Consider the following 19,111-nt stretch of genomic DNA (forward strand, 5'->3'; position numbering starts at 1 on the left):
ACCCCACCCCGCACAAGCACGTCAATGCCGCATCCCGTCGCTCGCTCGAATCGTGCTGCTGATGCGCGGGCCTTTGCGGCGGACATGCCGAGTGCGACCGCACCCAGAGCGCGGCCGGGAATTATCGTCGCAATATCCAACTTGCGGGCAATATCCAACCGGTTGAATGCCCGAGAGCCGGCCGGCAGCAAGGAGGCGACGATCGGCCGGGCCACCACTCCGACCGACCTATTGATGTCCGCCTGAAGGGCGCGGTTGACCGCCTCTTGAGAGACATCTCGGCGCTCGTCGATGGCGGCTCGCACGATGCCGCCACGCGTTCCCGTCTGCACAGCCGTGAATACCGCAAGCGCGAGCAGGAGACATCCACGCAGACGCATTGGGCCGCACCCCCCTCCGGCTTTCCCCCCAAGCCTAGGAGAAGCCGCGGGTCCGGCCATCCTGGAAACCCTATATAGGAGTAAGAAACTTGTCCGGGAACGTTGAGGCGCTAGCCGTCCATCGCCGACGCGGTCCGCAACCCGCGCGCCGCCACCCAGGCGGCGATTTGCGCGCGGGTGTTGACCCCGAGCTTGTTGAGGATGTGCTGCACGTGCGACTCCACGGTGCCCTCTGCAGTGGAAAGATGAGCGGCAATTTCTCGATTGGTCTTCCCTTCCGCAACGAGCACCGCGACTTCCCGCTCCCGAGGTGCGAGGAGTCCGGTCCGCCTTCCGGTGCCGGACTTGGCGGGTGCCTCAGACTTGGGGCCGTTGGGCGGGGCCGCCGCCAGCGCATATTCAAACGCCTCCGCCCGCGTCATCATGCGACCCTCGGCGTGCGCAGCCGCGAATGTAGACGCCCCCAAGGCATCCCGCGCCGCCGCCAAGCGGTCGGCACCGTCAACCATATACGCCGAGGGAACGATTCGGCCGCGCCAAACAGGCGGGCCGCCCTGCGGTAGTCTTTCTGCGCAGACGCCGCGCACGCCAAACCCTCTCACAGTTGTCCAACAGAAGGAGCAGCACTCTGGGACGCAGAGATTCCGCGAGGGTGTCCTGCAGACTCCGGCCCGGTTGCTCGGGGAAGCCTAACACCGCCGCAATCACGTTCGGCACGAACGCGGCGTTCGAGAGTGGCGCCAAGTCAGCCATCCAGACCTCATCGGGAAATTCGTCCAGCAGGTCACCCGCGACTTGCAGGGCCAGTCGCGTCTTTCCGCACCCGCCCGCGCCCGTCAGCGTGACCAGGCGGTTGCCGAGCACCAGGCGCTTGACCTCAGCCACTTCCCGCTCGCGCCCGATGAAGCTGGTCAGTTGTGAGGGTAATCTACTAGAAGTCGGTTGCGCCGGAGCAGCCATAGAGCGGCCTCCATCAACCATAATCGGCCGCTAGCCACAGCGGACGTTCGTCACAGAGGAAAGCGTGCCCTTCGGAATGACCTATCGGTCCCGCGGCAACCAGCCGGATGCTCTCGCGCATCCTGAAGGCCCCTCAGCGCCACCCTCGTGCTGTTCTCACATCAAAACGCCGGCATCGGCCCGGGCGCCCCGGCGATTGTGCGTGCAGTCACCGGCAGAGGACCGGCGGCATCCACCGCTGAACGTCGCAAGGTGGCAGCGGCCCATCCCCGAGTCGACCGGAGGCCGCGGTGGCGGATTGACGAGGTTCCCGGCCCAACAATCTACCGATCCCCCTGACCACGTTCGTCGGGCGAACACAGGAGATCGCCGAGGTTAAGCGACTGCTCGCCCGCACCCGGCTCCTCACGGTCACGGGGACCGGGGGATGCGGCAAGACGCGGCTCGCGTTACAGGTCGCCGCCGAACTGTGTGCGGACTACGCCGACGGAGTCTGGATCACGGACTTGGCGGCGCTCTCTGACCCCGCCTTCGTGCCCCACAACGTGGCCTTGGCCCTGAGCGTGCCTGAGCAGCCGGGTCGTCAGCTTGTTGATTCGCTTGTTGACGCGCTCCATCCCAAATCGCTCCTCCTCCTGCTCGACAACTGCGAGCACCTGTTGACGGCGTGTGGACAACTGGTCGATGCCCTGCTTCGAAGGTGTCCGAACCTGCGAGTCCTGGCAACCAGCCGCGAGCGATTGGGGATCGCGGGCGAGTTGACCTACCGCGTGCCCTCGCTGTCGGTACCCCCTCCAGGCCGTCTGCTGTCTCCGGAAGAAGTCGCGCGCTACGAAGCGGTGTGTCTGTTCATCGAACGGGCCGCCGTTAGCGATTCGGAGTTCCGCATCACGAGCCGCAACCTGCCGGCCGTCGTGCAAGTCTGTAGCCGGCTGGACGGTATCCCCCTCGCCATCGAGTTGGCGGCCGCCAGGGTGCCCGCGCTGTCGGTTGACCAGATCGCGGCTCGGCTAGACGATCGATTTGGACTTCTCACGGGGGGCAGCCGAGCCGCATTGCCTCGCCAGCAGACCCTGGGCGCAACGATGGACTGGAGCTACGACCTGCTCTCCGGGAAGGAGCGATCGCTGTTGCGTCGGCTCTCGGTCTTCGCTGGGGGATGCATGCTGGAGGCAGTCGAAGCCGTCTGCGCGGGCGGCGGCCTCAAGCCTGCGGAGATCCTTGACCTTCTGAGCCAACTGATTGATAAGTCGCTGGTGCAGGTCGAGAGCCGCGAGGGAGAGGCCCGCTACCGCTTGCTGGAGACGGTGCGGGAGTACGGCCGCACGCGGCTGCCGGAGGCCGGAGAGGCTGAGGAGACACGGCGGCGACACCGCGACTGGTGCCTGACCCTCGCCGAGCGGGCGGAGCCGGAACTGCGCGGGCCGAACCAGCTCGCCTGGTTTCAACAGCTTGAGGAGAACCACGACAATTTGCGCGCCGCCCTGGAATCGAGCGGCATCGAGGCCGGCGAAGATCCCGCCGGATTGCGTTTGGCGGCAGCGCTGTCCGATTTCTGGGACATTCACAACCACTTTGCCGAGGGACGCGCTTGGCTGGACCGGATGCTCTCGTTGCACGGGGACGCGCCGCCCACGCTGCGGGTGAAGGCGCTCACCCGCGCCGCGCACTTGGCGCATCGCCAGGGCGATTACGCGCAGGTACCGACCCTATGCGAAGAAGCCCTAGCGCTGTCGCGCGCGGGAGCCAACAAGGAGGGGAACGCAGAGGCACTTCACTACCTGGCCCACGCGGCGGAGGCTGCGGGTGATCACCGCCGGGCCGCGGAGTTGCTAGAGGAGAGCGTTGCCCTTCATCGTGCTGCGGCGAGCACCTGGGAACTTGCCCGAACCTTGAGCTGTCTTGCAAACACGGCCCGCGCGGGCGCGAACTATCCGAGGGCGGTCGCTCTCTACGAGGAGGCGTTGAGGCTCTTTCGCCCGCTCGGCGACAAGGGGCAAAGCGGAGTTTCGTCCCATAACCTCGGATACGCGGTGCTTAGGTATGGCGACCGCCACCGGTCACGCGCGCTGTTTCGCGAGAGCCTGGCGGCGGCCGAAGAGCGGGGAGACAGGCGAATGGTCCTCAAGTGCCTTGCGGGGCTGGCCGGCGCGTCGGCGGACGACAGGCCGGAGTGGGCGGCCAGATTGTTCGGGGCGGCCGATGCCTTGATGTCCGCCGCAGGCTATCGCCTGGAGTCTTTCAATCGTCGGGATTGGGACCATTACCTGGCCGTTGCGAAGGACAGGGCCGGGGAACGTGCCTTTGGCGCAGCCTGGGCTCGGGGCGCAGCACTGACGCTCGAGCAGGCGATGGCATACGCCCTGGCCATGGAGAAGGTTGCCGCGCCGGCCTGTGCCACCGGCAACACACTGACCTCACGCGAGCGTGAGGTTACCTCGCTCATCGCTCGGGGATTGACCAACCGCGCGATCGCGTCTCACCTCGTGATCGCCGAGCGGACTGTCGACACTCACGTCGAGCACATCCTCAACAAGCTGGGCTTCACGTCCCGGACCCAGATCGCCGCGTGGGCGGTCGAGCAGGGCTTGCACAAACCCGCATCCGGCTGACGACGGCGGTGGCGCTCCGCTCGCTCGCGGAGCGCCCTTGGCAAGTCGGGCCTAGAATGCGGCACCCGGTTGCCGAGTACGTACTTTGCCCGATTTGGAGCAAAAATCATTTTGTCCGTCCTTTCCTCGATGGCGCCGTCTCCGTTCTCCGCTACAGTGAATGCGCGAGACGGTGGAAAGACCACGCCACCAATTCAAAAGCTCGCGGCGAGCAAGGAGGGGACAGCGATGGTTCGGCATTTGGCCGTGCTGGTCGTCGCGGCGGTCTTCACGGTAAGCGCGACCGTCGGGGCCGCCCCACTAAGCAGCCCCGACGATATCGTCCAGATCTATCAGGTACAAACCACGTTCGACCGGGCCGTTAGCACCAAGAACTTGGACCTGATGATGTCCCTCTGGTACGATTACGCAACCCTCTCCGTCGGAGACTTTTCGGGATACGAGGGCAAGGCTCAGATCCGGGACTGGTTTGTGAGATCCGCGGCCTTCAAGCCACAGAACCACTGGGTTTCGCCGACCGCCTCGCCAAGGATCCGCATCGACATCCGCGGCGACGGGGCGAGCCTCTATTTTGAGTCCCATTACGCGGACGTGGCCACCAAGGAACTGAGAGCCGAAGCGACCGTCACCGCCACCCTGGCGCGAATCCAAGGCAGGTGGCTGATTATCGATGCGGTCTTCGGGCCCGCCGGTCTCTAGGTGCGCGGTGGGGTTGGTCGCCTCCTCCATCGTCGCGCCACCGTCGCCCGCGGGGGTGACTGGCACCCCGCGCCGGCGGTGGCGGCCGACGGGGCTCCAGGCCGCAACATTCATGGCCATGGCGTCGGCATCGTTTTGGCTCGGCGTCGCAGTGGCACACGTCCATGAACACTACGTTCGTTTCGGTGAGTGCGAACGGTGGCGCGGGAACGTCACCCGCTGGGTGCAAGTCGTCGCAGACAGTACGGGGGAGCTCCAGCCGGTGGAAACGACGGCGCTCACCCTCGCACACGGCGCCATGATCGCCGCAAGGGATCAGGCGTGCGGCTTGGCAAGATCGCGGCAAAGACTCGGAGACGACGAGCGGGCACGGCGTCGCTCGAGGAGGACTTCACAATGGCGCGGCGGGTAGGAGACGCCTATCGCATGCCTAGCCTGCTGCGTGCACTGGCGGCGGTGTCGCTTGCCCAAGGAGACAGCGAAAAGGCGTTGACACCGGACAAAGACTCCGCCCGGCCTGAAGGCCCCATAGCGGATCTCGAGAGGACCGCTGAATATGCCCTCGCATTGCTCAAAGCGGGTCGGATAAAGAGCCACGAACCGGCCAAGCCTCTTCTGGGGAGGGGGGCTGGACTTCTTGCACCGCGTGAGCGCGAGGTCGCGGTCCTCATCGCGGACGGGAAGACCAATCGAGAGATTGCCGCTCGCCTGTCGATCACAGAGGGCACGGTTGAGGCCCACGTTCAGCACATCTTCAACAAGCTAGGGTTTAACCACGCGCGCGCGGATCGCCGCCTGGATCGTCGCGCTCGGATTGGGTCCATTTCACAGGTAGACAGGTAGCACCTGGCGGTGCCTCTCCTCCGAGTTCCTATATAGGGTTTCCGGGATGGCGCGGCTCCCACTTTCTCTTAGACTGCCAGAGGGGGGGCCCGTCCGGCTCATGGAACGGGCCACTTCGTGGGATATCGAGATCTCGCGGCGCGACCTGAGGCCGCCATAAGGGGGGGAGGATATGAAGAAACTACCGGAGCCAATACCTGCGGACATCGGAGACGCGTCGCGGGACTCCGCCCGGCGAGCCGGACTGAGCCGGCGCGAGTTCGTTCGGCTGTTGAGTACCGGCGGCGCCCTGGCCCTCTTCGGAACATCGGCCGGGTTGGTCGGGCGGCCCGCTAGGGCGCAGGGCGCGGGCGCAGACGTGATGGCCACATACCAGAAGAACTTTGTCGAAGGAACCGCCGGGAACTTCTACTGGCTGGCGGCCACGGTGGCGGGATCGCACTGGTGGAAGTTTACGTCGGACGTGACTCCCGCTGAGCGGCTCTTCCTCCGGGCGCGCTACAAGACGCCCATCGTAGACAAGGCGGCGTGGAAGCTCCGGGTAACCGGGGACGCGATCGAGCGCCCCATGGACTTCAGCTACGCAGACCTCGCCAAGATGCGCAGCCTGACGGCCGTACGCTATCACGAGTGCATGGGCAACGGCGGCATGCGCGGGTTCGGGCTCATCGGGCAGGTGGAGTGGCATTACGTCCCGATCGGAGAGATCCTCGACCGGGTCCGGCCAAAGAGCACCGCCGCGCAAGCCCTCTTCTGGAGCGGCGTGGACGGCCCCGACACCGGCCGCCCGATCGACGTGTCCGACCTCCGCGCGCGCCCCGAGGCGATCGGCCTCGCGTACGGCATGAACGGCACCGATCTGCCACCGGACCACGGCAGTCCCGTCCGGGCGATCGTCCCTGGCTGGGGCGGCGTGGCCAGCATCAAGTGGCTGAGCGAGATCCGGATTACCCGCCACCGCTTCTGGACCCGCATGAACACGAAGGAAGAAGCCCTCCTCGGACCGGCGTACGCGGCCGAGCGGCCGGGGCCCAACGATGAGTTGACCATGGGCGTCGCCGCCTCGGACGTCCGCGGTGTAACGGCGAAATGGCAGACGACGAAGAGCCACCTGAACCTGCCCGTGATCCTGGACAAGTTGCCGGATGTCCCGCCAGGCTATCCGCTGCAGCGGGGCCAGCGGCCGACGCTCAAGGCCGGACGGCAGACATTGACGGGGTACGCCTACTCGCCGCTGGGCATCCAGAGAGTCGACTACAGTGCGGACGGAGGCGCGACCTGGCGTCGGGCGAGCCTGACCGGCCCGACGAACAGGGAGATCGCGTGGACGCGGTTCAAGTTCGACTGGAACGCGACGCCGGGCGACCACGCGTTGATGACGCGCGCCACCGACAAGAAGGGGAATGTCCAGCCGGCACAGATCACCGCCAACGAACTGGATATTCTCGACAACGGCATCCCCCGGTTTGATGTGCGCGTTGCGTGACGCATGGAGATAGACTTCGAGGGCCGTTGAGGTTCCGACGCTACGTGCTTCCCGCCGTGGCCTCTACGGTGGCGCTGCTAGGAGCGGGGTACGCGATCACGACGTCGAGGGCGCCAATGCCCTTTCAACGCGATCAAGTTGCCGCGGGCAAGATGGTGTTCCTGGAACGGTGCGCCAAATGTCACGGGGCGCGAGGCGAAGGGCGGACCGGCCGCACGCTGGTGGCGCCGTGGGACCCGCTGGCAGGATACCGCACCGCGGATCAGCTCTTCGCCTACGTGAGCCGGGCGATGCCATTTGACAATCCCGGAAGCCTGCCAGACCAGGCGTATTGGGACGTGATCGCCTTCCTCTTGCACGCGAACGGCGTCCTGCCTCCGGGGGCCCGGGTGGCCAAGGGCACCGCCGGGAGCATCAAGACCACAAAATGAGGACCCGCCGCGCGTCTCGTAACAGACGGGAGCACCCAGCCCCGCGGCGGGCGATTCCGAGGATGATGCACAGCGGCCGCGTTGTCCACATCTTCATCGCCCGGAACGCGGGCGCTCCCATGGTTGCGCTGCAGGAGGTATCCGCCGTCGAAGGACGGGGCCTCGAAGGCGATCGCTATTTTCACCAAGCCGGGACGCGGTCGGGTCATCCGGGTTGTGCCACCGAGGTAACCCTCGCGGAACGCGAAATCCTTGAGGCGCTGAGACGCGACGACGGGATCGTCCTCGATTCCCACGAGCTGCGCCGCAACCTGATCACGGAGGGCGTCACGCTCAGTACGCTTGTGGGCCGGGAGTTCCGCGTCGGCGAGACCATCCTGCGAGGGGTCATGCTGTGCGAGCCCTGCGCGCATCTCGAACGGGCAACGCGGCGAGGGGTATTGCGCGCGCTCGTGCACCGCGCCGGGTTGCGGGCGCGGATTCTCGCGGGCGGCACGATCAGAGCCGGCGATCCCATCTCCGAGCTACCAAACGGCGATCATGATATCGCGCAGACCGGGCGCGGTGAGCCGGCGCGAGCCCAGCGGAACGGCCGGGCTGAGGTCCATCCGCCGGCTCCCGCCGAGCGGAGAGTCTCATGCGGGATCAGTACGGTCGAGAACTCCACGATCTTCGGGTCTCCCTCACCGACCGGTGCAACCTTCGCTGCGTCTACTGCATGCCCGAGCACGTCGCGTTCAAACCGCGGGAGGAACTGCTCACCGACGACGAGTTGATGCTTGTGATCCGCGCCGCCGCCGAACTGGGGATCCGGAAAATCCGTCTGACCGGCGGCGAACCGACCGTCCGTCCCAACCTTGTGCACCTCGTCCGGCGCATCGCCGGGGTTCCCGGCATTCAGGACCTCGCCATGACGACCAACGGAATACGCCTGGCCGAATTGGCCCGCCCGTTGGCCGAGGGCGGCCTCAGGCGGGTGAACGTCAGCCTGGACAGTTTGAACGCGGCGAAGTTCCGAAGGATCACCCGCTGGGGCGCCCTGGAAGACGTGCTGGCCGGTCTCGACGAGGCACACGCCGCGGGCCTCGCCCCGATCAAGCTCAATGCCGTCGTCGTCCGAGGATTCAACGACGAGGACGTCGTCGATCTCGCCCGTCTGAGCCTCCCACGCGACTGGTCGGTCAGGTTCATCGAGATGATGCCGTTTGGGAGCGTGGCCGGGTTCCAGACCGGAGCGTACGTACCGAGCAACGAAACGATGGCGCGAATCGAGGCGGCGCTCGGGCCGCTCGCGCCGCTCGACACGAGCGGCCACGATCCCGCCATGACATACCGGCTCGCCGGAGCGCGGGGTACCCTGGGGTTCATCAGCGCGGTGAGCCGGCCGTTCTGCGCGCAGTGCGGGCGGCTCCGGTTGACCGCGGAGGGTCGCCTCCGGCTCTGCCTGCTCCGGGATGGCGAAGTCGACCTCCGAAGTCCGCTGCGGGCCGGGGCAACCTATGAGGAGATCCGGGAGCAGTTTCGCGCGGCCGCATATGGAAAGCCTTGGGGCCACGGGCTTGCCCACCGCGTGATCCCCCGACAGCGGATCATGTCTCAGATCGGCGGGTAGGCACCTGGGACCACCGAAACACCTCGGTCGGCCAAATGCCGCCCGAAGGCGCCGAGGGGCTACTCTTCCCTCGGTGAGGCAGACCGCAGCTGATGCGCGACCAGCCAGCCGGCGATCTGCGCGCGCGTGTTGAACCCGAGTTTGTTCAGGATGTGCTGGACGTGCGCCTCAACGGTACCCTCGGTAATCGACAGGCGCGCCGCAATCTCTCGATTGGTCTTGCCGTCTGCGATCAGAACGGCGACCTCCTGTTCCCGAGGCGCAAGGAGACCCGCTCGCCTTTCCGTTGCCGGCTTCGTCGGCCCCTCGCGCTTTGACTGCGACACGGCCGATGGCGTCAGCGCATAGTCAATGGCCTCCTCAAGACTCATCATTCCGCCTTCGGTCCAAGCGGCATGAAACGGTGCCTCACCCAGTGCAGTTCGGGCGGCCGCCACGTGCCGATCATGGTCCCCGGCATTGTCCGGCCAGAAACGGAATCGACTCCTTGCCAGCAGCGCGTCCACTGCTCCAAACAATCGCGCCGCGCGCCGGTGATCTCCTTGAGCAGACGCCGCGCCCGCAAGTCCCTCAAGGGTATCCGCGATGCCTCGCTTGTTCCCGAGCTCTCGCAGCAACGCAAGGCTTTCCCGGTAGAGAACGGTGGCCCGCACGGGATCTCCCCGAGCGACTAAAACCTTTGCCAATCCGCACGTTCCCCATGAAAGATAGTTTCTGGACCCGATCTGACGTCCAATCGCCAACCCTTCTTCGATCAATGCGGTCGCTCGGTCGTACGCACCCTGCCCAGCCGCGACCGCGCCGAGGCTCCCAAGAGCGTAGGCGGTGGTGAACCTGTTCCCGACTTCGCGACAGAGCGCGAGGCTCTCTGTCAGCATCGCCGTGGCTCGTTCGTGATCGCCCCGCAAGAGCATTGAATGCCCGAGACAGTAGAGAGACCAACCGACCCCCCATTTGTCCGCGGCTTCCTTGAAAACGACCACGCTGCGCTCAAACATGTTCGTCGTTTGACCGAATTCGGCTTCTTCCTCTGCCACGTGCGCCAGATGATGGAGTACGTACGCGGCGCCGCGTTGATCATTGATTTCTTCGAACAGAGCAAGGCTTTGCCGAAGCAGCGTCCCTCCCGTTGCGTCACCCTGACGCCACGCGAGAATGCCCGCCCCGCAGAGCGCCAGCGCGCGGGCCGGCGCGGGTGATGTCGTGCCGGCGCGAAGCGCTCCTTCCAACCACTCCCGTCCCTCAGTATAGTGACCGCGAATGAACCAAAATTCATGGAGCGCACCGGACAATCGCAACCATGCGCCCGTCCCGCCGGTTTCCGCCTTACTCCACTCCATCGCGGCGCGGAAGTTGTCGTGCTCTGTCTCCAATCGCCCCAGCCACGCGGCCTGCTCACGGCCGTGCAACCGGGCATTCGCCCGTTCCGCCAGATTCAGGTACCAGTCGCGATGACGCCGCTGGATCGCGTCGGCGTCTCCAGCGTCGACAAGTCGCGCCCGGCCGTACTGGCGCACAGTTTCCAAGAGACGGTAGCGCGCCTCACCGCCGCCGGTGTCCGCGATTACCAACGACTTATCGACTAAACGCGTCAGCAGGCGGAGCATCTCCGGCCGTTCCACGTCGCGTCCCGAGCAAACCGCCTCAGCCGCTTCCAACGTGCAACCGCCGGCAAACACGGACAGGCGGGCGAGCAGAAGACGCTCCGGCTCCGACAGCAACTCGTAGCTCCAATCCATCGCCGCCTTCAAGGTTTGATGGCGGGGCACGGTGACGCGGTTTCCACCGCTCAGCAGCTGAAAACGATCAGAAAGCCGGTTGAGGATCTCTTCGACCGTCAGCACCCGCACCCACGCCGCCGCCATCTCGATCGCGAGCGGAATCCCGTCCAATTGCCGGCAAAGGTGGGCGACGGCGCGCCCGTTGCTCGCCGTAAGGGTGAACGTCGAATGCGCGGCGATGGCCCGATCGACGAAGAGGCGTACAGCCTCATATTGCATGAGGTCCGTGAGAGGCCGCGGCTCATGGAGCTCGGGAAAAGACAGCGATGGTACGGTCCATCGGATCTCCCCCTCGACGCCCAGCGGCTCCCGGCTTGTCACCAAGATTCGCAGGGAGGAGCACTCGCGCAACAGCATATCGGCAAGGTCGGCAGACGTGCTGAGTACATGCTCGCAGTTATCCCACAACAAGAGAAGCGCCCTGGAGCGCAAAGAGTCCGCCAGCGTGTCCCGTAGCTCCCGGCCTGGCTGCTCCGGGACGCTTAGCGCTGCTGCCACGGCTCTGGAAACGAATGAAGCCTCGGCAAGCGGTGCCAAGTCAATCATCCAGACCCCACCGGGAAATTCGTCGACTATGTCACCCGCGACCTGCAACGCCAGTCGCGTCTTGCCGCAACCCCCGGCGCCCGTCAGCGTGAGCAGGCGGGAACTCAGGACCAACCGCTTGACCTCGGCGATCTCGTGCTCACGACCAACAAAGCTGGTCAGTTGCGGAGGCAGGTTGTTGGATTCCGATCGTCCGAGGCCGGCCATGCGTCGTCCTCGTCGGATGATAGGAAAAGCCATCTACATTAACGCGGGCGTTTCGGCAGAGTGACATGCTTGCCCTGCACCCTGCGAGGCCGATTTGCTATGGCCTGCCGATCTTCATCGCACTCCTCCACGATGGCCGCCGGCGCCGACGAATCATTCCCGAGACGCGCCGGTGCCCGCGCCGGACGGCGCGGGCACCGATCGTCGGGGGTCTTCGCCGAGCGGTACCGCGGAAATCCCGCCCCCGTGCGGGCGCTACAAGTTCGACTCGTGGTCCCCGCCGGGCAGGATGTTCGTCCCTCCGGCCGCCGTGAGGAGGGTCGCAGCTGCAGCGCTGTTCAGCACCGGATTGACGTTGGCCGCGGTCGAGTTCGTGGTCGTGTAGTCGATGCGCACACGGTCTCCGGTCTCGAGGAACGTGATCGGCACCTGCCGGCTGCCGTACTTGATCGGCACGCCCTCAGGGATGAACACGCTGGTGACGCCGTATCCCAGTCCGGCGGCGATGTCCACCCTGCCCGCGCAGGTGTCCGGCACCTTGCCGGAGCAGCTAACGGAAATACCCTGAATTTGGCCCTCAACGGTCGTCGATTGGGCCGAAGATTGAGCCGAAGCCACCATCGACGCCGAGAGCATGACGGCCGCAACAATCGCTCCCACCTGATACAGCTTCATCGCCAGACACCTCCTCGCGAAGATCGCAGTCCCTCAGACTGCTTCCATACCGGCCTTACCCATCTTGACACGGCCTCAAGTATATTGTATATACAAGAATTAGATATTGCATATACACGTAACACAGCAACACTGAGGTGAACCCGATGAACGTCACGGGAGGCGCCGCGAAGGATCGGCGACAGTGGAAACGCATCGCGGCGGAGTGCGCCTGTGTCAACCTGCGAAAGACCGCTCGCTGCGTAACCCAGTTCTTTGACGAGGCGCTTACGCCCAGCGGGCTGCGGGCCACGCAATTCACGGTGCTGGTCGCCGTCGCCCTCGCCGACCCGCCGACGATGACGCGAATCGCGGAGGCCTTGGTGATGGATCGCTCGACCTTGACGCGGAACCTCCGGCCTCTCGAGCGGGCGGGCCTGGTCAAGACCGCCGGCGGCGAGGACCGGCGAACGCGTTTCGTCACCTTGACCTCACGCGGTCGCGAGCGCCTGACGGCTGCACTGCCCCTATGGGAGCGGGTTCAGAATCACGTAGTGCGAGGCATCGGCGTTCCCCGGTGGCACGACATTCTAGGAGACTTGTCGGCCGTCCGCACGCTGGCGGGAGCCTCGTAGACACACCAGAGAGGAGGCGATCTATGTTCGAGGTCGTTGGTGCAATTGCCGGCACGGCAACCTATGCGGTGCTCGTCGGCGTCCTGGTCGGGTTTTCGCCGGCGCACCGATCGGCGAAGCTTGCCGCCTTCACGGGCGCCGCGGTGTGGGGGGTGATCATCGTAACGATCGCCGCCCTCGGCATCTCTGCCCCTCGGGCTGCCGGCGCCGTCCCCATTCCCGTGGTGGCATCCGCGGTGCTCCTGATACTGCTGTTCGGGGGCTGGGGTGCATTCCCGCAGTTTCGGAGCGCCCTGCTCTCAGTGCCGCTTCCGGCGCTCATCGGCGTGAACGCCGCCCGGCTAGGCGGGGTGTTCTTCTTGATCTTGACGGCGGACGGGCGGTTATCCGCACCGTTCGGGCCGGCTGCCGGCTGGGGAGACATGCTTGTCGGTGCCCTCGCGATTCCGATTGCGGCGGTCGCAGCAATCGGAGCCGCCAAGAAGCGGGGCTGGGTCGGCGCCTGGAATGCTCTCGGTGCCATCGACCTCATCGACGCGGTGACGCTCGGCGCGCTCTCTTCGCCCGGCACACCGTTCCGGGTCTTCACGGAGGGTCCGGGTACCACGGCGATGACCGCCTTGCCGTGGATTATGGTCCCGACGATGCTCGTCCCGCTCTATTTCCTGATCCACTTGACGGTCGGCGCGAAGCTCAGGTCTGCGGCGCGCGTGCCGCGTCCGGTACCACTGGCACGCTCCACGGCCTGAGCGTTGCCTAGCCGCCGTCCCACGCCGCGAACCCGCGGCGGGCGGCGATGACGAGCGCCCGGGTGCCGATGGCAAAGAGCGCCAGGGCCAGGACGTAGACGAAGGCGGCGTTCTGGTGGAAGCTCTGAGCGAAACCGAAGGCGGTGAGCCCCAGGCCACTCACGCTGGCGAGCATCTCGACGGCGACCGCGTTGGTGATGGCCCGGGCCAGCCCGATCTGTACGCCCGCCATGAGGTAAGGCAGCGTCGACGGCAGGGCGATACCGAACCAAACCTGGTAGGGCTTGGCCCCAAAGACCCTGCCCACTTTGACATCCACTTCCCGGCGAGGATAAAGGCGGCCAGGTAGCGCACCACCGCCTGCCTGCCGTTCGCGCTTTGCAGCGTGCTCATTCGCGCCAGGGGCATGGTGTAGTGCAACTGCTTCTCAAGGACCGGCGGCGTGGGCATGCCGACCACGCCGCGATGATCGTGGAACTAGAACAAGCCGTAGGGTGCCCGGTGGATGTCGTGCCGGAGTGGGGACTTCGCCCTCGCATCAGAGACGCCGTTCTCCGCGATGCCGTTCATCTGTGAGGGACGATCGAGAACGCCTTCTCGACATACTCGAAGCGATCGAACGCATCCAGCTGTTCGTCGTAGCAGACATTCATGCGGGGGCGCTCGACAGCATCAGTCAAATATTGCCTTACCCCTGCACTTTCAACCCAGTCAACGTGACAGTGGGATCTTGCCGCTGGACAAGGCCGTGCTGCGAGGCATTGAGAAACTCCACGCTCACGGGGAGCCCCTTGTCGCCGTAGCTGATGATGACGCCGCCGTCTTCCTCCACGGCGTCCGTCGAAGGCTCCTCTCGCAGCTTGACGAGAAGAACATCAGCGTCCTTATCGTATCGAACGATCACGTTACTCCCTCCGGTACCGCTTCATCCGACTGGTCCAATATGCGGTCAAGGCCTTGCGACCTTCCGCGGTCTCAAGGTACGGTACTCGCAACAACCCGCCGCGCCAGCGGCTCTGCGCAACGCTCGTGCCGCGGTCTCCGGGAACGACCTGATCTGGACTCAGGACCACCAATCTCGTGCGGTCCGGTGCAGCGGGGTGCGTGGTGGGCGGTGCAGGTCTTGAACCTGCGGCCTCATCCGTGTGAAGGATGCGCTCTACCCCTGAGCTAACCGCCCGCCGTGAAGGTACCTTGCATCTCTTCCGGAGGAGCCGACCCCTCGACCGGTCCATTACCGATGAAGGAGTGGTTGGCGTGACGCTAAGACTTTGGCTCGACTCTCAGCGTCGTGGCTTGTGCCTTCGGGGTCAAAATTGAGTTGAGGATTTTGCCGGCATAGCGGCGGTACTTGGCGCGATATTCGGCGTTGAGCTTGTCGTTGATCCCTGGATCGGACTCCACAAAGGCGACGTCTTTGCCGACCCGGCCTGCCTGGACGCGGCCCTCGTGGCGCACCTGGGTGCCGCGGAACCAGGCGGAGTCACGTCCGTTCACGGATCGGACGTAGAGGTCATCGCCGAGACGGGCGATCCAGATCGTCACGGGCGTCCGGAGCGTGCCGTCGCGCCGGCGGCCGGCGATTTCCACCTCTTCAGTGTTGCCGATCGTGCTGAGTTCGTCGCTGGTCCACATGGCCATTGGGCGCCTTCCGGATGAGACTTAACGAGCAGATGCTGCCCCGCTGACCACGGTGACTCCATTGCCGGCGCCAGCCCGCGCTCCAAAGGTCACGCGCTGGGATTGGGCAGGAGCCATCACATCCCGCAACGGCGAGTTGCCGAACATGCGGGAATACTCCCGGCTAAATTGCGACGCGCTCTTGTAGCCCACCCTGAACGCGGACCGTTCCGCGGTTTCACCTTCATCGATCAGGAGCCGCCGCGCTTCATGTAAGCGCAACCGTTTCTGGTATTGAATCGGACTCATGGACGTAATCTCTTTGAAGTGCTTGAAGAACGCCGACCGGCTCATGTTCGCCGCCTTCGCAAGCGCGGGGACATCAATTTCGTCGCTCAGCCCCGACCGCAGTGCGTGAACCGCCTGGGCGATTCTGTGCATCGTGCTTCCCGACCGCACAAACTGCCGAATCGCCGATCCCTCCGCGCCCTTTAACAGATGGTAGAGCAGCTCCCTCACGACCAACGGTCCGAGCGCGAGCGCATCTTCCCGCGTTTGAAAGGGCCTCCCTGCGCGAATCGCAGCCTCCAGCATACTCTCGCCGGCCTTTCCACGGAACAGAGCGCGCACAGGGGCCCCCGCGTCCGCCAGGACGACTCGTTCAGTTTGCGCCGTCACCTCGCTCAAGACGACGGGATCCAAATCGATCAGCATGCCAAGAAACGGCTTCTCGGCCGTGGCCGAGGCGACTCTGCTGATGACGGGCAGACTGATCGGCGTTGCTGTGTAGTGGCCCTCAGCGCATCGGTACACTTCGCGCCCGAGCTCGACCTCTTTGACGCCCTGCGCGACTATCGCCAAACACGCGCGCCAGTGGTCCCTGGTTGGGCGGCTCGTCGTCGAGTACCTGACGCAATGCACGCCGGCGATCGGTGTTTTATGGACTCCCTCTTCGGGAGCGACGACCGCGATCGCCCGTGCCAGACCATGCACTAGACTTCCCATAGACCACTTATAGCCTACCATGGACTTTTAGGCAAGAAGTATGGACCATTGTGGATTTATCTTGCGGATCTGCAGCGCCATACTCCAATCGAGCAGGATGAATAGGCAAGAGGAGGGTTGGGGATGCGAGTCTTCGTCACGGGTGCAACTGGCTTCATCGGATCTGCCATCGTTCGGGAGCTTCTCAATGACGGCCATCAGGTGCTCGGCCTTGCTCGGTCGGATGCCGGCGCGAAGTCGCTGACGGCCTCGGGCGCCACGGTTCATCGGGGTGACGTTGAAGATCTGGACAGCCTGCGGCGCGGCGCCGCCGAGTCGGATGGCGTGATCCACACCGCGTTCAATCATGACTTCTCGAAGTTCAAGGAGAGCTCCGAAAACGATCGGCGTGCGATTGAAGCTCTCGGTTCCGTGTTGGCCGGCTCCGACCGCCCGTTGATCGTGACCTCCGGAGTCGCGCTCCTTACGCCGGGGCGCCTCGCGACCGAGGAAGATAGGCCCGCTGTCAGCTCCACCACAATTCCGCGTGTCGCGTCGGAAGAAGCCGCGGAAGCAGTGGCGGCGCGAGGCGTACGCGTGTCGGTGGTGCGTCTCGCCCCGTCCGTCCACGGCGAAGGCGATCACGGCTTCGTGCCGATCCTCATCAACCTTGCGCGTGAAAAGGGCGTCTCGGCATACATCGGCGACGGAGCCAATCGCTGGCCCGCTGTGCACCGGCTCGATGCCGCCCATCTCTTCAGGCTCGCGCTCAAGAACGCTCGGGCCGGCGCCAGGTTCCACGGCGTGGCCGAAGAGGGCATCGCGTTCCTCGAAATCGCTGACGTGATCGGACGGCGGCTCGGCATCCCCGTCGTGAGCAAGTCGGGCAAGGAGGCCGCCGCACACTTCGGCTGGTTTGAGCATTTCGCCGGAATCGACGGCCCGGCCTCAAGCCAGGTGACTCAGGAGCGCCTCGGTTGGCGGCCGGTTCAGCCGACGCTTCTCACTGATCTCGAACGAGGGACTTATTTCTCCGCCTGAGCGGCAGGAGCTATGCGCTATGGCCTTGCCGCGAGGACCTGGACCGAGTATTCTGACAGCGAGGCCAACTTATGACACGCGAAGCGCTCGTCAAGGCCAAGCGAGAGGAGATTCTGCGCATCGCCGCGGCGCACGGCGCACGGCATGTGCGCCTTTTCGGCTCGACTGTGCGCGGAGAGTCGACCGAGAATAGCGACATCGATTTCCTGGTCGATCTGGAGCCGGGACGCAGCCTACTGGACCACGCCGCGATGATCGTGGAACTGGAGCAGGCTCTGGGATGTCCGGTGGACGTTGTGCCAGAGCGTGGGCTTCGTCCGCGTGTTAGAGACGCCGTAGTCCGTGATGCCGTTCCCCTGTGAGGGGCGATCGAGAACGTCTTCTCGACATCCTCGAAGCGATTGAACGCATTCAACGTTACGCCCTTCGTGGACGCGAGGCGTTTCTCGCCGATGAACTACTTCAAACATGGGTCGTACACCATATACAAATCATTGGCGAGGCGGCGAGCCATGCCTCCGAGGGTCTGAGGGCGACACACCCGGAAATCCCGTGGTCCGCGATAGTGGCTATGCGACACGTATTGGTCCATCAATACTTCGAGATTGATCCTGAGGAAGTCTGGATTACTGTTGACCGCGACATCCCCGACCTGAAGGGGAAGCTCGAGGCGATCCTTTCCGCACCAAACTAATGTATCCTTAAGATGAGACCTGCCACGAGCGAGGAAACCGTGGGAGCGAACTTGAATCCGTGCCAACCGAACACGTGCCCGGCGTGCAAAAAGATTTTTGAACTGGCATCGTGGCAACCGGACGATGGGCCGTGTGCCGGTGGGCTTTACTATTGTGTTGCCTGCATCAGTGAAAATCGTTGCGGATGTGTCGGATCGATTGACAACCGCCAGGATGCCGACACCGTTCAGTTGACCGGGCGCCAAGGGCCATAACATTCACGGCCTGTCTTCCGCTTATCGGCCTGAAGGCTCTTTACCGCTTGTCATACTCGGATGACCAAACCGATCAAAAGCGACGGGACGGACAGACGGGGTGATTTGAGCGAAGGCCCAGTAGGAATTGGTGGGCGGTGCAGGTCTTGAACCTGCGGCCTCATCCGTGTGAAGGATGCGCTCTACCCCTGAGCTAACCGCCCGCCGTTCGCGGTACCCATCATTATTGCAGCCACCGGATGCGATGTCAAAGCCGGAGTATAACTCAGGACGTGCAGCGCACCGGCGAAGCTCACTTCACTCCATACCCCGCGAACTCCTGAGCGATGTCGGGTTGGATCGCCATCGCGGCCGCGATGTCCGAGTCGCCGCTGGTCGCGTCGCCCTTCTTCCGCTCGGCGAAGCCACGGCCGTAGAGCGCGCTCGGGAGCATCGAATTGATCCTGAGTGCCGCCGTATAGTCGGTGACGGCGTCATCGAGCCGGCCGAGCTTGAGATACGTCAACCCTCGGCTGTCGAGGGAATCGGCGCTGTCCGGCCTGAGCCGCAGCGCCGCGTTGCAGTCCGCGAGCGCCTGCGCCAGCTCCCGGCCGATGATGGCGCGCGCCCGGCACCGGTTGCTAAAATACGCGGCGTTCCCCGGATCGAGCCGGATCGCGTCCGTGAAGTCGGCCACGGCGCGGTCGTAGTTCTTCTGGTGAGCGTAGGCGATGCCGCGGTTGTAGAACGCGGCCGCGTCGTGGGGATCGAGCCGGATCGCCTCTGTGTAATCGGCGATGGCGCGATCGTACTGACCCTTGGCGCGATACGCGGCGCCGCGGTTGTTGAAGGCGTAGGCGAACTTGGGATCGAGCCGTATCGCTTCCGTGTAGTCGGCAATCGCCGCGTCGTAGTCCTGCTTCTGATAGTTCTCGTTACCGCG

The 19,111-nt window shown here is 64.8% G+C and carries 21 protein-coding genes, 2 tRNA genes and 1 pseudogene; 12 read left to right on the forward strand and 12 right to left on the reverse strand.

Annotated features, from left to right (window positions below; genetic code table 11):
* The 3 genes from VGZ23_07440 to VGZ23_07450 all read right to left on the reverse strand — a co-directional run.
* A partial coding sequence (locus VGZ23_07440) for a hypothetical protein (GenBank protein HEV2357428.1) occupies window positions 1-380 on the reverse strand: 380 nt, incomplete at its 3' end.
* Between the two features lie 110 nt (window positions 381-490).
* A complete protein-coding gene (locus VGZ23_07445; protein ID HEV2357429.1) occupies window positions 491-805 on the reverse strand; it encodes a LuxR C-terminal-related transcriptional regulator in 315 nt (104 codons plus the stop codon).
* Window positions 806-881: 76 nt separating this feature from the next.
* On the reverse strand, window positions 882-1,340 hold the full coding sequence (locus VGZ23_07450) for a hypothetical protein (protein HEV2357430.1): 459 nt from the start codon (window positions 1,338-1,340) through the stop codon (window positions 882-884).
* 506 nt (window positions 1,341-1,846) lie between these two features.
* On the opposite strand from VGZ23_07450, the gene VGZ23_07455 reads away from it, so the two are divergent.
* The 7 genes and pseudogenes from VGZ23_07455 to moaA all read left to right on the forward strand — a co-directional run bounded on the left by VGZ23_07455 (window position 1,847) and on the right by moaA (window position 9,023).
* Entirely contained in the window at window positions 1,847-3,952 is a 2,106-nt protein-coding gene (locus VGZ23_07455; protein HEV2357431.1) for a LuxR C-terminal-related transcriptional regulator, read from the forward strand.
* 228 nt (window positions 3,953-4,180) lie between these two features.
* The gene (locus tag VGZ23_07460) at window positions 4,181-4,651 is read left to right on the forward strand and encodes a nuclear transport factor 2 family protein (protein HEV2357432.1); all 471 of its coding nucleotides are present in this window, start codon (window positions 4,181-4,183) and stop codon (window positions 4,649-4,651) included.
* A 426-nt stretch (window positions 4,652-5,077) separates the two neighbouring features.
* Window positions 5,078-5,494 (forward strand): helix-turn-helix transcriptional regulator, encoded by a 417-nt coding sequence (locus VGZ23_07465; protein HEV2357433.1) that lies wholly within the window; start codon window positions 5,078-5,080, stop codon window positions 5,492-5,494.
* A 172-nt stretch (window positions 5,495-5,666) separates the two neighbouring features.
* Complete coding sequence (locus VGZ23_07470) at window positions 5,667-6,980, forward strand: molybdopterin-dependent oxidoreductase (GenBank protein HEV2357434.1); 1,314 nt, start codon at window positions 5,667-5,669, stop codon at window positions 6,978-6,980.
* Window positions 6,981-7,096: 116 nt separating this feature from the next.
* Window positions 7,097-7,411 carry a c-type cytochrome gene (locus tag VGZ23_07475; protein ID HEV2357435.1) on the forward strand — a complete coding sequence of 105 codons (315 nt, stop codon included), beginning with the start codon at window positions 7,097-7,099 and terminating at the stop codon, window positions 7,409-7,411.
* Between the two features lie 119 nt (window positions 7,412-7,530).
* Window positions 7,531-7,917, forward strand: a pseudogene (locus VGZ23_07480) (MOSC domain-containing protein).
* A gap of 131 nt (window positions 7,918-8,048) precedes the next feature.
* Complete coding sequence (gene moaA / locus VGZ23_07485; GenBank protein ID HEV2357436.1) at window positions 8,049-9,023, forward strand: GTP 3',8-cyclase MoaA; 975 nt, start codon at window positions 8,049-8,051, stop codon at window positions 9,021-9,023.
* A gap of 59 nt (window positions 9,024-9,082) precedes the next feature.
* Here the strand turns inward: moaA and VGZ23_07490 are convergent, their stop codons facing one another.
* Together VGZ23_07490 and VGZ23_07495 are read right to left on the reverse strand one after the other, a co-directional pair.
* Window positions 9,083-11,557: a tetratricopeptide repeat protein gene (locus VGZ23_07490; GenBank protein ID HEV2357437.1), complete on the reverse strand. Its 2,475-nt coding sequence runs from the start codon at window positions 11,555-11,557 to the stop codon at window positions 9,083-9,085.
* 255 nt (window positions 11,558-11,812) lie between these two features.
* Window positions 11,813-12,232: a hypothetical protein gene (locus tag VGZ23_07495; protein ID HEV2357438.1), complete on the reverse strand. Its 420-nt coding sequence runs from the start codon at window positions 12,230-12,232 to the stop codon at window positions 11,813-11,815.
* Between the two features lie 146 nt (window positions 12,233-12,378).
* Here VGZ23_07495 and VGZ23_07500 point away from each other — a divergent pair, with 146 nt between their 5' ends.
* Window positions 12,379-12,846: a MarR family winged helix-turn-helix transcriptional regulator gene (locus VGZ23_07500; GenBank protein HEV2357439.1), complete on the forward strand. Its 468-nt coding sequence runs from the start codon at window positions 12,379-12,381 to the stop codon at window positions 12,844-12,846.
* Window positions 12,847-12,869: 23 nt separating this feature from the next.
* The gene (locus VGZ23_07505; protein HEV2357440.1) at window positions 12,870-13,595 is read left to right on the forward strand and encodes a hypothetical protein; all 726 of its coding nucleotides are present in this window, start codon (window positions 12,870-12,872) and stop codon (window positions 13,593-13,595) included.
* 7 nt (window positions 13,596-13,602) lie between these two features.
* On the opposite strand, the gene VGZ23_07510 is transcribed toward VGZ23_07505, so the two are convergent.
* From VGZ23_07510 to VGZ23_07530, 5 genes are all read right to left on the reverse strand, one after another.
* Complete coding sequence (locus tag VGZ23_07510; GenBank protein HEV2357441.1) at window positions 13,603-13,902, reverse strand: ABC transporter permease subunit; 300 nt, start codon at window positions 13,900-13,902, stop codon at window positions 13,603-13,605.
* Window positions 13,903-14,283: 381 nt separating this feature from the next.
* Complete coding sequence (locus VGZ23_07515; GenBank protein HEV2357442.1) at window positions 14,284-14,499, reverse strand: DUF2283 domain-containing protein; 216 nt, start codon at window positions 14,497-14,499, stop codon at window positions 14,284-14,286.
* 201 nt (window positions 14,500-14,700) lie between these two features.
* Window positions 14,701-14,775 (reverse strand) — tRNA-Val (locus VGZ23_07520).
* 83 nt (window positions 14,776-14,858) lie between these two features.
* Window positions 14,859-15,236: a DUF2255 family protein gene (locus VGZ23_07525; GenBank protein ID HEV2357443.1), complete on the reverse strand. Its 378-nt coding sequence runs from the start codon at window positions 15,234-15,236 to the stop codon at window positions 14,859-14,861.
* A gap of 21 nt (window positions 15,237-15,257) precedes the next feature.
* The gene (locus VGZ23_07530) at window positions 15,258-16,220 is read right to left on the reverse strand and encodes an AraC family transcriptional regulator (GenBank protein ID HEV2357444.1); all 963 of its coding nucleotides are present in this window, start codon (window positions 16,218-16,220) and stop codon (window positions 15,258-15,260) included.
* 123 nt (window positions 16,221-16,343) lie between these two features.
* Here VGZ23_07530 and VGZ23_07535 point away from each other — a divergent pair, with 123 nt between their 5' ends.
* From VGZ23_07535 to VGZ23_07545, 3 genes are all read left to right on the forward strand, one after another.
* Entirely contained in the window at window positions 16,344-17,240 is an 897-nt protein-coding gene (locus tag VGZ23_07535) for an SDR family oxidoreductase (GenBank protein ID HEV2357445.1), read from the forward strand.
* 71 nt (window positions 17,241-17,311) lie between these two features.
* Window positions 17,312-17,602: a nucleotidyltransferase family protein gene (locus tag VGZ23_07540; GenBank protein ID HEV2357446.1), complete on the forward strand. Its 291-nt coding sequence runs from the start codon at window positions 17,312-17,314 to the stop codon at window positions 17,600-17,602.
* On the forward strand, window positions 17,599-17,934 hold the full coding sequence (locus tag VGZ23_07545) for a DUF86 domain-containing protein (protein HEV2357447.1): 336 nt from the start codon (window positions 17,599-17,601) through the stop codon (window positions 17,932-17,934). Before VGZ23_07540 ends, VGZ23_07545 begins: the two co-directional genes overlap by 4 nt.
* Window positions 17,935-18,317: 383 nt before the next feature.
* Here the strand turns inward: VGZ23_07545 and VGZ23_07550 are convergent.
* Window positions 18,318-18,392: transfer RNA gene (locus VGZ23_07550), tRNA-Val, on the reverse strand.
* Window positions 18,393-18,481: 89 nt separating this feature from the next.
* Window positions 18,482-19,111 (reverse strand): tetratricopeptide repeat protein (locus tag VGZ23_07555; protein ID HEV2357448.1); only part of this gene is annotated, 630 nt, incomplete at its 5' end.

It is taken from the genome of bacterium, from assembly GCA_035945995.1.
Lineage (GTDB): Bacteria > Sysuimicrobiota > Sysuimicrobiia > Sysuimicrobiales > Segetimicrobiaceae > DASSJF01.